Origin of the sequence: Bacillus sp. FJAT-45037, assembly GCF_002797325.1 — a bacterium.
Lineage (GTDB): Bacteria > Bacillota > Bacilli > Bacillales > Bacillaceae_D > Alkalihalophilus.
This window is the reverse complement of sequence record NZ_KZ454938.1, coordinates 199,784-211,780: the sequence shown is the minus strand read 5'-3', so window position 1 is coordinate 211,780 and position 11,997 is coordinate 199,784. Positions and strand designations below refer to the sequence as shown.

Sequence of the window (11,997 nt, the reverse complement as noted above, 5' to 3'; positions counted from 1 at the left end):
ACTCCTTATTTATAATAATTATTAAATGATTATGGTTCTTATTGTATACAGACATGAACTTGAAGTCAACCCTTATTAATAATAATTTTAATTAAATAATGATCGTTATTAACTGATCCTATAAAAAAAACCTTAATCTCCTACTATGAAACACTTTCAGCCTGTATTGATAGAACAACTATGTATACATATTATCAATAACTCCCCTTTAATGATAAGTAATATGCTCAAAAAAAAGAGGATCCCAGCTGCATCTAGGTATCCTCGCTAACATTTCTTATTCTTTCTCTACGGAAAACTGTTGAAAGACCGTATCCGATTGAAGCGGGTACACTTCTTCACCAACGATCGAGTTGACGATCGTTTGATTTCGCCGCACAGATAATGCCAAGTTTGTCGCACTTGCCCCATGTGAATGCTCTAAGTTCGTTAAAACATAAAGGTGGTTGCTTCGTTCTTCATTGAACTGAAGTCGATAATCACGGGTGACCGCATATTCCTTCTCACTCTCCCATTCGATCTCGTCTTTCATCTCAAGTAACCATGAAGGAATATGTGGCTTGTAACCTGTAGCGAAAACAACTTTTTCTGTTTGATATGTAAACTTATGCTCTTCTTGCCATTGCTCACACTGTAGTTCATACACCCTTGGCTCTTTTTGCTTAATATCATGGATGGACGTCATTGCCTGAATAGTTACGGCAAGGTCCAATCGATCAATTGACCGGTGGTATAATAGGTCATAGATCGCCCGCAACGTCTCGCCCTCGACCCCGTTTCTCAATCCACTTAACATAGGTAGGGCATCTTTTCGTTTCTCATAAGGGAGTTGTTGAAAATAATCCACATAATCTGGAGAAAAGACCTCCTGCCCAAGCTTCCCTGATTCTAGTTGAAAGAATCCTGCTGATCGGGTGAACCACGTTAATTGATAGCCATTCTTCTCTTGTGACGCAAGAAGGTCATAAAAAACTTCCGCTGCACTTTGACCAGACCCAACAACGGTCACAGACCTCGCTTCTTTCATATCCCCTTTGAAGTGCTTGTAACGACTTGTGTGAATCAAGTCATCGTTTAACTTCTCTTCCATTCCAAGAGGAAGCACCGGGACACTACCAGTTCCTAATACGACGTGATCGGCTGTATAAACAAACTCCTCATCACTATCTACTTTACGCACACATACAACATATCGATTATGATCTTTTTCATACGTCACATTTGTAACAACATGTCCGAATTGACAAGTAGCTAGTTGTGAAACGACCCATTTGCAATAAGCATTATACTCTATACGCGGAACATCAAATCGCTTAAAAAAGTAAAATTGAAACATTCGATTATGCACATGAAGATAGTTTAAATACGTATAGCGGCTCATCGGATTAGCCATTGTTGTCAAATCGGCTAAAAAAGGGACTTGTAAATCAGATTGCTCAAGCAACATACCTGGATGCCACTCAAACACTTCTGTTTTATCAAAGAATATGGCTTTTTTCTCTGTTTTCTCATCTAATAAAGCCGCCAACCCTAGATTAAATGGACCGACCCCTACACCAAGTACATCCACATGTTCTGTTACGTTCATTCTCTCGCCCCCATCAAGCCTTGTTTATTTAAATAAATTCCGAAGCATCTTCATCGTCAATTTCCCTTGTTTATAACGCAGGGGCAAATCAACTTTAGTCGTTTGTTTTAAGATGCTTTTACGATGCGAGAATGTGCGGAAGCTCTCGACTCCGTGATAAGCACCCGTGCCACTTTCACCGACCCCACCAAAAGGTAGATAAGGCGTCGCTAAATGCATTACCGTATCATTAACACAGCCTCCTCCAAAGGTTAGACCTTCTGTTATCATCGTCATCACCTTTTTATTTTCCGTAAACACATAAAGAGCAAGTGGATTGGCTTTTTCCCGTACTTTCGTCATCACTTCATCGAGAGAACGATACGTAAATATAGGCAAAATTGGTCCGAAAATTTCCTCAGACATCACTGGAGCATCCCAACTAACATTTGTTAAAATCGTTGGGTACATCGTTCGAATGTCCTTTTCAAAGTTTCCACCTAAAACTGTGTCTCCGTCCTTTAAAAAATCAATCAAACGATCCAGATGTCGCTCACTGATGATTTTCGAATATTCTCCTTTTTCGATCGCTTTTTGGAATAAAGACTTTGTCTGCTTCTTTAACTTTTCTACAAATCGCTCATAGACATCAACATGTACCAATAAATAATCGGGTGCTACGCATGTTTGACCAGCATTCAAAAATTTCCCCCATGCAATTCGCTTAGCGGCGAGGTCAAGCTTCGCATCTTCATGAACAATAGCTGGACTTTTCCCTCCAAGTTCTAATGTCACGGGAGTTAGATGCTTAGACGCAGCCTCCATAACTACTTTCCCGACACCAACACTACCTGTGAAGAAGATGTAATCAAATGGCTCTTTTAATAAAGCCTGACTTACTTCAACTGCTCCTTCAACCGTTTTAATATAGAACTCGTCAAAAGTCTCATCAAGAAGCTTGGCAATTGCTTGTGATGTGTGTGGTGACAGCTCTGACGGCTTAACAATCGCACAGTTCCCCGCAGCGATCGCTCCTACCAATGGCGAGATTGCTAATTGCAACGGATAATTCCACGGTGCAATTAGCAACGCAACCCCGTATGGTTCATAATGAGTGACTCCGACAGAACCGATATGAGAAGGTGCAGTCTTAACCTTCTCAGGCTTCATCCAGTCTTTTAGATGCTTTAAAGTGTGAGTAATCTCTTGATACGTCGGCCCAATCTCTGTTAAAAAGGCTTCTTCTTTTGATTTATTTAAGTCGGCCTTAACCGCTGCAAGTAACTTGTCTTCATTTTTAACTAAAGCGTCTTTTAATTTTTCAAGTTGCTTCTTACGAAAGTCGTAGTCTTTTGTTTGACCTAAATAGAAAAAGGCTTTTTGCTTTTCTCTTAGCTCTGTATACATTATAAGAGCCTCCTTCGTTGTCTATCTTCTTAATATAACCCTATTTACGGCCGTAGTCTGCTTTAATCTCTCCCCATTTTTCAGTATGCCACTTTAAGATCGGAGTGTTGTAATCATTTTGTTGCAACCATTTTTCTGCACGATCGACAAGTGACCAAATATAGGCTGTACGTGCATCACGAACTAACGTTGATTTTGCTTTCTTTTGTTTAACCCACTTAATGGCTGTCAATGAATCTGAATAAATCGGTTTTGTGCTTCCTTGTTTTTTCAAATAAGCGAGTCCATGCACAATCGCTAGAAATTCGCCCATATTATTTGTTCCGATATGTATTTCATCATGAGCAAAAAGAATTTCACCTGTTTGCGTATGGACTCCTTTGTATTCAACAATACCAGGGTTCCCACGACAGCCAACGTCGACAGAAATACTGTCCCAATTTACTTCTGCTACGACATCAACTTCTTTTGCCCGTGATTCCTTAGGTTTTGTCGTCCCTTTTGTCGTAGATGCCCCGCTACTAAAAGCAGCTTCTGCTTCCGCCTCAGTTGGAAACGATTTAAAGCGGGCACCTGTAAATCCTTTCACTTGTGCTTCACATTCGGCCCATGTAGTAAAAATACCTTTCTTTCGACCATTCCAAACAACATAAAACTTCTTTTTCGCCATTCTTGCACCTTCTTCGTATAAGTTTTCTCTATAAACAAATAGTAACAGTGAAACCAAATGGAAACAACGAAAGGAGCATAACTATGACCCAACGCAACAAGCAAAAAAACAAAGCTCAAACGAACAATCAAACACCGACAGAAAGCATGTTCAACCAAGAAGTTGCAAGCGAAATGATTGATAATGGAGAGAATAAAGCAAATCGTAAAGGGAAAGAGCAATAATAACAAAAGTCGCTAAGGGCATTCCTTAGCGAATTTCTCTTTATTGAAACTCTACGTGTAGGAAACTGAAGTAAATTTAAAAGCAAGGGAAGTTTCTAGCTTTTCAACATATTTTCAGTTTCATTACTCCCTTCCATTTCCCTGCTTGTAAGTGATAAGGGAGCTGAATCACTTTCCGGAGGATGTATCAAAACTTCTCTTTTGGGGCATAATGTTGTAAAAAGCTGTAGGAGGGATCTGGATGAACATCACAATCAATCGGAAACGTTCTGTTAAAGAAGTAGGCGATCTTGTGAGTACAAAGAGTAATAAGTTGTATGCGATCATCGAGGATAAGGGAGAAAAGTTCCCTTATCACCTCTTGTGTTTAGAAGATTTTACAATTATTGAAAGTTATGATGCACTCCCTTCCAATCAAGAGATCGAAGAGGACATCGGAGAAAAACTTGATGGTATTTACCAACATCGCGATTCTCATATTACTTTAAATTAAAAGGCTGTATCAAAAGTGATCTGATCACCTTGAAATAGCCTTCTTCTATTTCCCTTGAGTTAATTCAACCTTCACACGCTCTTCAACCACGCGGAGTCTCCATAATAATGCTGCTGCACATACGGCTAAGCCTGCGATTAGACCAATCCAATAACCAAATGGACCGAATTCTGTATAGTTTGCTAGCGCATATCCAGTCGGTAACCCGATCAGCCAAAATGAAACAAGTGCCATAACAAATGGAACGTTCACATCTTTATGCCCTCGTAATACTCCTTGTATAGGGGTCGCAATCGCATCAGATAATTGGAAGAAGATCGAGTAGATTAGGAAGGATTGAATAAGTCTTGCTACAGTTGGATCATTTGTATACAACCCAGAAACAGGCTCACGCAAGACATAGATAATTAAGCCAGCCACAACTCCCATTCCAACAGCAATCCAGATCCCCATTTTACTATATTGCTTCGCATCATAGAAACGCTTAGCTCCTACTTCATAACCTATAGCAATCGTTAATGTAAAGGCAATACTAAGTGGGATCATATACAAGAATGATGCAAAATTAATCGCCGCTTGGTGTGCTGCAATCGTTGCTGTGTCAAACTCACTCATTAATAACGTCACCGCTGCGAAGATACTCGTTTCAAAAAAAATGGTAAAACCAATTGGTAAACCAAGCACTAATAATTCTTTCCATTTCGCAAGCGACACCCCGTAAAAGGTTTTAAAAATACGGTAGACCGAAAAAGGCTCAACCCGAATGACGAAATAAACGGTGATCCCAAAAATACACCAATACGTAATGGTTGACGCTATACCTGCTCCAACGCCTCCTAGTGCTGGGAATCCCCACTTACCAAAGATCAGCACGTAGTTAAAAAATATATTTATTGGCAGTGCTAGCAAGGTGATAAACATCGTCACCCTCGTCTGCCCTAATGAGTCAATAAAACAACGCAAAACCGTATGCATGAATAACGGTATGATTCCAAAGCCTAACGCTATCAAATATTGATAGGCGATGCGATGAACTTCTGGCTCAAGCGACATCAAGCCGAGCACAGGTTTAAGAGCAAGTCCACCAAAGATGATAATGATAATGGACACAACAAGCGCTACGTATAGTCCTTGTACGACTGTAAACGGAACCTCTTCTCTCTTCCCAGCTCCTATACTTTGAGAAATCATCGGAGTGATAGCTAATAATACACCACCTAAACCTGTAAAAACAGGCAACCACAAGCTTGAACCAATTGCCACACCCGCTAAATCATAGGCTCCTGCTTGCCCAGACATCGTCGTATCAAAGAAGTTCATTGCGTACAAACCTAGCTGTGTGACAAGAATAGGCAACATGACTAAAAGGAGTAGTTGCACTTTCTCCCGAGTCGTCTTTGTCTCTCTCATCTAATCCCTCCTTGCCACTTATAACGATTTCAAACTATGTCATTATATCACTACATACCAAGCCGGTCACTCTTATTATCCCCATACAAAAAAGCTATCAACATCTATGTGCTGATAGCTTCGTACTATTTTATAAAGACAGGAACATTCGCTCAATCGCAAGCTTCGCCTCCCTCGCTACGTCTGGTTCTACACGAATAACATTCTGTGGTGTACCACTAGCAATTAGATCAAGGGTCCAGACAAAATGAGGCAAGTCAATCCGGTTCATCGTTAAACATGGGCAAAGGTCTGGATTTAGTGATTGAATCGAAAGATGAGGGTTGTCATTTATTAATCGTTTGACTAAATTCATCTCAGTTCCAATCGCCCACTTGCTACCTCTTGGTGCCGCTTCGATCTGTTCGATGATGTATTTAGTGGATCCTGCATCATCAGCTGCCGTTGTCACTTCCCATGTACATTCGGGATGAACTATAATTCTTCGATCAGGCTCTTCTTTACGAATCTGTTCAATATGCTCTAGGCGAAATTTTTCATGAACCGAGCAATGTCCTTTCCATAAAATCATCTTCACATCTTTGGTTGGATGAACGTTCTCTAACTTCTCTGCCTGCTGGTTCCACACGACCATCTCTTCTAAGTCAATCCCTAGCTGATGAGCTGTATTTCTCCCGAGATGTTGATCAGGCAAGAACAGAATTCGTTTCTTTTGTGCAAACGCCCATTGCAACATTTCTTTTGCATTTGACGAAGTGACCGTCGCACCTCCATGTCTTCCTACAAAGGCTTTGATCGCAGCGGATGAATTTACATACGTGATCGGAATGATCGAATCGCCAAATTTGTCCGTCAGTTTTGCCCAAGCAATTTCCGTCTGTTGCCGCGTCGCCATATCGGCCATCGAACAGCCCGCCCTCATGTCAGGCAGTATGACGGTTTGATCTTCATTTGTTAAAATATCCGCAGTCTCAGCCATAAAATGGACGCCACAAAACACGATATATTTTGCATGTGGATTTGTCGCAGAAACTTTGGCTAGTTGAAGCGAATCTCCTGTAACATCAGCAAATTGAATCACATCATCTTTTTGATAATGATGTCCTGGAATAAATAAATCTGTCCCTAGCTCTTGTTTTCGTTTATGAGCACGAACAATTAACTCTTCATCACTCATCTGCTTATACTGTGTAGGTATCATCGTTTGCGCCTGCTCGAAAATATTTGTTTTAAGCATGGATGACACCTTCTTTCACGCTAACATCAAGGCTAATATCAAGTGCTTTGACCGAGTGAGTCAGAGCACCCATCGAGATATAATCCACTCCGCTCTCGGCATAGGCACGCAAATGTTCATGACGAATCCCACCTGACACCTCGACGACAATTGATGATGGAACAAGCTTTCTCCATTCTGCTGCTTCCACTGGACTACAATTATCAAACATAATCACATCTACTTCTTCTTCAATGGCTTCTAATACTTGATCACGAGACTCTACCTCAACCTCAACTTTAACCATATGTCCAATATTGCTTCTTACCTTTTGAATGGCTAGAGAAATCGATCCTCCACATTGAGCAATATGATTGTCTTTGATTAAGACCGCTTCATCTAGCCCAAAACGATGGTTGAAGCCACCCCCACATTTGACAGCATACTTTTCTAACATCCGTAGCCCAGGTGTCGTTTTTCTCGTATCACAAATACGCGTAGACATCCCCATCACTTCTTGAGTGGCTGTATACGTTTGTGTAGCAATTCCTGATAGACGTTGAATAAGATTAAGAATGACACGTTCAGAACTGAGCAAATCAACAATCGGACCTTGCACATCAGCTAAAACGTCTCCAACCTTCAGCTTTTCGCCGTCTCTTTTAAGAATATTAACTTCTATAGTCGGATGAAAAAGCTCATACGCTGCCTGCAAAATAATCTCACCACAGAAGATGCCCGCTTCCTTTGCACGAAATAAAGCAACACCCGTCTCGGTATTAAACATCGCCTCTGCTGTCACATCTCCGTGTCCAATGTCTTCACAAAAAAAAGCTGTTAACTGTTCTTTCAATAATAATCGGTTCATCTCCCTACACCCCTCTTATGATATGACTGTCCGTAGTCTAGACCTGTTGTATGTGGCTTCCCGGTATCACTTCGTTCATGAGCACCGCAACTCACTTTTCGATCAATTGCGGCTGTTGCAAGTAGACTTGCGACGATGTGCATATTGTCCCTTGTGATCTCTTCTTTAGACCATGAGGTTCGATCATACTTTTTCTCACTTAATGACCTATATTGATTCAACCAATGAAGCAGCTCTTTCAAGTCGGCTTCATTCCGCGTAATATTTAATGCGTGTGAGACTCGCTTTCTTACTTCATTCACATTTGGAAGTTTTGGTGTTACCGCTCGCTCTTTATTGTTTACCGAAAACAACGTTGGTAGTGTTGGTCTTGGTGCTAAGTATTCACCTAATCTCTCACCGAAAACGATCGCTTCTAATAACGAATTACTCGCTAGCCGATTCGCCCCGTGTACATTGTTTCCAGCTACCTCCCCCACTGCATACAAATGAGGGATTGAAGTTTTGCCAAACGCATCCGTTTCGACTCCTCCCATATGAAAGTGAGCGCCTGGTCGAATCGGAATCCTCTTTTGCGCTAGATCTACTTTTCCTCTTTGACAAAATGCGGCGATCTGCGGAAATCGTGTTTCAAATTTATGAATCATGGAGATATCAAGAAAGACTTGCTCACCAAGATGAACATACCTTTGAATCACACGAGCGACGACATCTCGAGGGGCTAAATCTTTTAAAGGATGTTCACTTTCCATAATTAACTGTCCAGATTCATTGACTAATAAGGCTCCTTCACCTCGCAAGGCTTCAGACGCTAACCCGATGACCCTACTTTGTGAATAAATGAGCGTAGGATGGAATTGGATAAACTCTAAATCTCGCAACGTAGCTCCTGCACGCTTTGCCATAGCCAAACCATCCCCAACTAGTGTTGGATCATTTGTTGTTGCTTCAAATAATCCGCCAATTCCTCCTGTTGCTAGTACAGTAGCTCTCGAACGGATTGAAACTACTTGACCACTCGGTCCGTGAAAGGTAGCTCCAACGCATTCATGAGCTACTATGATTAGATCAATTGCTTGATGGTTTTCAAGAATCGTCACATCTCTTTCTTCAAGCAGCTCCCAAAAAAACTCCATACATACCTTTCCTGTTTGATCACCATCGTTGTGAACAATTCTGCGCTGTGAATGAGCCCCTTCCCTTCCGAGTGCAAGAGTCCCATCTTCTTTCGTATCAAAGACAAGGCCACGCTCCATCCATTGCGTTAACCGTATCGGTCCTTCGTGAACAAGAATCTTGACCAGTTCGGGATCATTTTGATCACAACCAGCCTTCATCGTATCTTCGTAATGGAGCTCGGGGTGATCGATTGATGAAAGGGCAGCGGCAATACCCCCTTGCGCTCGCCATGAGTTTCCATTTTTCCTAGTTCCCTTGATTGCTAGAGTTACTTTATAACGTTCTGATGCCTTTAATGCCGTCATAATAGCAGCAAGGCCTCCGCCAATAATTAAGATATCTGTTTTTAACATGTAATCACCCATTCTTTACATGTGTCTTGACACCTATATTTACATAAAACTAAACTAATGACAAGAGCTAACTAATTGGAGGGATAAAATTGATCTATTTAGACCACGCGGCAACGACCCCTATATCCAAAGAAGCGATTGAGGCTTGGCTAAAAACAAGTGAACATTATTTCGCAAATACAGAGAGTCTTCATGAAGATGGGGAACAAGCACGACAACTCTTATATTCTTGTAAAAAAGAATTGGTCCGAGTCGTCAACGGGGAATCTGAAGCTGTGTATTTTACTGGGAGTGGTTCAGAAGCCAATCTACTTGCATTGGAGAGTTTGTATAAAGCGAATCAGCATAAAGGCAATCATGTCATTACCTCATCGATTGAACATCCATCGGTGCTTTCCTTTTTTCAGCGTTTAGAAAATCAAGGGGTAGACGTCACGTATTTGCCTGTTCAATCCGACGGTACGATCTCACTAAATATAGTAGAGAATGCGCTTCGTGAAGATACAGTTCTCGCTTCGATCCAACATGTGAACTCCGAGATTGGTGTCATTCAACCAATAAAGAGGATTGGTCAACTCCTTAGGCATCACCACGTCATCTTCCACAGTGATTGTGTTCAATCATTTGGCAAGATACCGCTTGATCTTGAAAAAGTACCTGTCGATGCGATCACCATCTCTAGCCATAAAATTTACGGACCTAAAGGTGTCGGTGCCGTCATGATGAACAAAGATACGTCTTGGCAATCAGTCCACCCACTCACTTCGCATCAACACGGTTTTCGCCATGGCACGATTGACTTACCAGGAATTGCTGCTTTTACTACGGCAGCTGCCCACATCCATGAACGAATGGATAAACAACTAGATTTTTTTTGGACGTTGCGAACTTATTTTCTAGGGAAGCTCAAGGATTGCGGTATTCATTTTACCGTCGATGGAGGGAATAATGTTGACACACAATTGCCGTCTATTTTAGCCGTTTCCATTGTGGGAATCGAAGGTCAGCTTATGATGCAGAGACTCGATCGTTATCAAATCTCTATCTCAACAGGTTCAGCCTGCCAATCTGGAAAACAAAACCCCTCTCGGACGATGGTCGCCTTACAAAAAAATGAACAAGAGATTCATCGCTACTTTAGGCTATCGTTTGGAAAAAATACAACTAAAGCACAACTTGATGAATTAGCGAAACGATTAGTAGATATTGTCCAAAGCGTTACCAATTAAAATAAGGTGGGGATCATTCCCCACCTTACTCAAGCTCTTCTCCGTCTAACCGTACAAATTGATACCCCTGTTCCCGAAGCTTCGGTACCGCTGCTTTGACACCAGCTGCTGTACCGCTTGTCGGCTGATTCATATGCAGCAGCGCAATCGATCCACTCTCAGAACCAAGCAACGCTCTTTCCACTTGTTCACTTGAATAGGTTGCTCCTGCGTCTCCCAGCACATCAAAATTTACGACTTGGTATCCAAGTGCTTGTACTAATTCAACAGCAACCTCATCATAAAATGCTGTCCCCGAGCGAAATAAGTTCATTTCTTTACCTGTTAAATGCTTCACTGTATCATGATTCCCCAAAACTTCTTGTACGACTTCTTCTGGACTTTCAGTTGCTGCAATTCCCCAAGCGGTTCCGCCGTTGACCGAAAGTGGAATATGCTCAGTTCCGTGATTTTCAATTTGAAAGAGCGGGTCATTAGCCAATTCTAAAAACAATGTCTCATGCTCAATAATCCAACGTTCATTAATAAACAATGTAGCAGGGACATCCGCTTCACGTAAGTAGGAGATTAGCGCTGCGTCATAGCCATTCCCATACGGCCCGCCACATGCATCAAATGTGAGTGCGATTTTTTGTTCCGAAGTGTTGATGCGTGTTTTTACTCCTGATACTTGCTCTCCCCATTCCTTAGCATCACGATCAAACTCTGCCATATCCGGGAGTTCCCGGGCCTCATCTTCTCTTAGCTCGTCCTCTCCCCAAGCGACTTTCTCCTCCACTTCAGGTACGAGTGCCCCATCTTGTTCAGAAGAATCATCTTCGGCTCCTCCACATGCTTGGAACAGCATGACTACTAACAAAACAAGACCAATTCCTATTTGTTTTCTCAAATCCTTCATCTCCATTACATACGTAACCCCCTAAGCCAAAACTTAGGGGGCCGTTATTTATTCATTTTGAGCCGATTGCTCCGCTTCTTTTTCTTCTTGGACTTCATACCAATCATCTAATACTTTTGCATCTAAAACACGTGATTCAATATAGTCAGATTGTTTTGTTGAGAACATGGATCTCCACTCTGCTTCCATGTCTTCGGTCATACTAACGACCGTTAATAGTTCTTGCCAGGCCACATAACGCTTATACCAGAAAAATTGTGGTTGCTCCGTCATGTAAGGGTAGAGGTCATCAAATTCCGTATGTTTACAGTCAATTGTGCGTTCAAACTGTACTTTCGCTTGTTCTAATCGATCATTTAAATAAGCATGAAATTTGGCTTCTTCCATTGTAGTCCCCTCCTAGTGATGCACTTGATGGCATCTCTCTATCTACTTATTCTAACATGAAATGACCGATCAAAAAACCAAAATGATTCAGAAAAT

At 41.6% G+C, this 11,997-nt stretch carries 12 protein-coding genes; 3 read left to right on the top strand and 9 right to left on the bottom strand.

The window, feature by feature from the left end; genetic code table 11:
* Positions 1–277 precede the first annotated feature (277 nt).
* Genes CDZ88_RS00900 through rnhA form a run of 3 tightly spaced genes read right to left on the bottom strand, consistent with a single transcriptional unit; the run spans position 278 to position 3,644 of the window.
* On the bottom strand, positions 278–1,588 hold the full coding sequence (locus tag CDZ88_RS00900; protein ID WP_100371764.1) for a lysine N(6)-hydroxylase/L-ornithine N(5)-oxygenase family protein: 1,311 nt from the start codon (positions 1,586–1,588) through the stop codon (positions 278–280).
* Between the two features lie 24 nt (positions 1,589–1,612).
* Positions 1,613–2,977 (bottom strand): aldehyde dehydrogenase, encoded by a 1,365-nt coding sequence (locus CDZ88_RS00895; RefSeq protein WP_442857105.1) that lies wholly within the window; start codon positions 2,975–2,977, stop codon positions 1,613–1,615.
* Between the two features lie 37 nt (positions 2,978–3,014).
* Positions 3,015–3,644: a ribonuclease H gene (gene rnhA / locus CDZ88_RS00890; protein ID WP_100371762.1), complete on the bottom strand. Its 630-nt coding sequence runs from the start codon at positions 3,642–3,644 to the stop codon at positions 3,015–3,017.
* An 83-nt stretch (positions 3,645–3,727) separates the two neighbouring features.
* On the opposite strand from rnhA, the gene CDZ88_RS17530 reads away from it, so the two are divergent.
* Together CDZ88_RS17530 and CDZ88_RS00885 are read left to right on the top strand one after the other, a co-directional pair.
* Complete coding sequence (locus CDZ88_RS17530; RefSeq protein ID WP_198507799.1) at positions 3,728–3,868, top strand: hypothetical protein; 141 nt, start codon at positions 3,728–3,730, stop codon at positions 3,866–3,868.
* A 241-nt stretch (positions 3,869–4,109) separates the two neighbouring features.
* Positions 4,110–4,361 (top strand): hypothetical protein, encoded by a 252-nt coding sequence (locus CDZ88_RS00885; protein ID WP_100371761.1) that lies wholly within the window; start codon positions 4,110–4,112, stop codon positions 4,359–4,361.
* Positions 4,362–4,406: 45 nt separating this feature from the next.
* On the opposite strand, the gene CDZ88_RS00880 is transcribed toward CDZ88_RS00885, so the two are convergent.
* From CDZ88_RS00880 to nadB, 4 genes are all read right to left on the bottom strand, one after another.
* Positions 4,407–5,771 carry an MATE family efflux transporter gene (locus CDZ88_RS00880; protein WP_100371760.1) on the bottom strand — a complete coding sequence of 455 codons (1,365 nt, stop codon included), beginning with the start codon at positions 5,769–5,771 and terminating at the stop codon, positions 4,407–4,409.
* A gap of 130 nt (positions 5,772–5,901) precedes the next feature.
* Positions 5,902–7,008 carry a quinolinate synthase NadA gene (nadA, locus tag CDZ88_RS00875; protein ID WP_100371759.1) on the bottom strand — a complete coding sequence of 369 codons (1,107 nt, stop codon included), beginning with the start codon at positions 7,006–7,008 and terminating at the stop codon, positions 5,902–5,904.
* Positions 7,001–7,855 (bottom strand): carboxylating nicotinate-nucleotide diphosphorylase, encoded by an 855-nt coding sequence (gene nadC, locus CDZ88_RS00870; protein ID WP_100371758.1) that lies wholly within the window; start codon positions 7,853–7,855, stop codon positions 7,001–7,003. Before nadC ends, nadA begins: the two co-directional genes overlap by 8 nt.
* Positions 7,852–9,387 (bottom strand): L-aspartate oxidase, encoded by a 1,536-nt coding sequence (nadB, locus tag CDZ88_RS00865; protein WP_157796428.1) that lies wholly within the window; start codon positions 9,385–9,387, stop codon positions 7,852–7,854. The genes nadC and nadB overlap by 4 nt, the downstream gene beginning before the upstream one ends.
* 89 nt (positions 9,388–9,476) lie before the next feature.
* Here nadB and CDZ88_RS00860 point away from each other — a divergent pair, with 89 nt between their 5' ends.
* The gene (locus CDZ88_RS00860) at positions 9,477–10,616 is read left to right on the top strand and encodes an IscS subfamily cysteine desulfurase (RefSeq protein WP_100371756.1); all 1,140 of its coding nucleotides are present in this window, start codon (positions 9,477–9,479) and stop codon (positions 10,614–10,616) included.
* Positions 10,617–10,641: 25 nt separating this feature from the next.
* Here the strand turns inward: CDZ88_RS00860 and CDZ88_RS00855 are convergent, their stop codons facing one another.
* Both CDZ88_RS00855 and CDZ88_RS00850 read right to left on the bottom strand, forming a co-directional pair.
* Entirely contained in the window at positions 10,642–11,520 is an 879-nt protein-coding gene (locus CDZ88_RS00855; protein WP_100371755.1) for a polysaccharide deacetylase family protein, read from the bottom strand.
* A 42-nt stretch (positions 11,521–11,562) separates the two neighbouring features.
* Positions 11,563–11,901: a hypothetical protein gene (locus tag CDZ88_RS00850; RefSeq protein WP_100371754.1), complete on the bottom strand. Its 339-nt coding sequence runs from the start codon at positions 11,899–11,901 to the stop codon at positions 11,563–11,565.
* Positions 11,902–11,997 lie beyond the last annotated feature (96 nt).

Excerpts from the sequence above, each read along its gene's own strand:
- CDZ88_RS00900 (WP_100371764.1), bottom strand. The coding sequence starts at position 1,588 with ATGAACGTAACAGAACATGTGGATGTACTTGGTGTAGGGGTCGGTCCA.
- rnhA (WP_100371762.1), bottom strand. The coding sequence starts at position 3,644 with ATGGCGAAAAAGAAGTTTTATGTTGTTTGGAATGGTCGAAAGAAAGGT.
- CDZ88_RS17530 (WP_198507799.1), top strand. The coding sequence starts at position 3,728 with ATGACCCAACGCAACAAGCAAAAAAACAAAGCTCAAACGAACAATCAA.
- CDZ88_RS00885 (WP_100371761.1), top strand. The coding sequence starts at position 4,110 with ATGAACATCACAATCAATCGGAAACGTTCTGTTAAAGAAGTAGGCGAT.
- CDZ88_RS00880 (WP_100371760.1), bottom strand. The coding sequence starts at position 5,771 with ATGAGAGAGACAAAGACGACTCGGGAGAAAGTGCAACTACTCCTTTTA.
- nadA (WP_100371759.1), bottom strand. The coding sequence starts at position 7,008 with ATGCTTAAAACAAATATTTTCGAGCAGGCGCAAACGATGATACCTACA.
- nadC (WP_100371758.1), bottom strand. The coding sequence starts at position 7,855 with ATGAACCGATTATTATTGAAAGAACAGTTAACAGCTTTTTTTTGTGAA.
- nadB (WP_157796428.1), bottom strand. The coding sequence starts at position 9,387 with ATGTTAAAAACAGATATCTTAATTATTGGCGGAGGCCTTGCTGCTATT.
- CDZ88_RS00855 (WP_100371755.1), bottom strand. The coding sequence starts at position 11,520 with ATGGAGATGAAGGATTTGAGAAAACAAATAGGAATTGGTCTTGTTTTG.
- CDZ88_RS00850 (WP_100371754.1), bottom strand. The coding sequence starts at position 11,901 with ATGGAAGAAGCCAAATTTCATGCTTATTTAAATGATCGATTAGAACAA.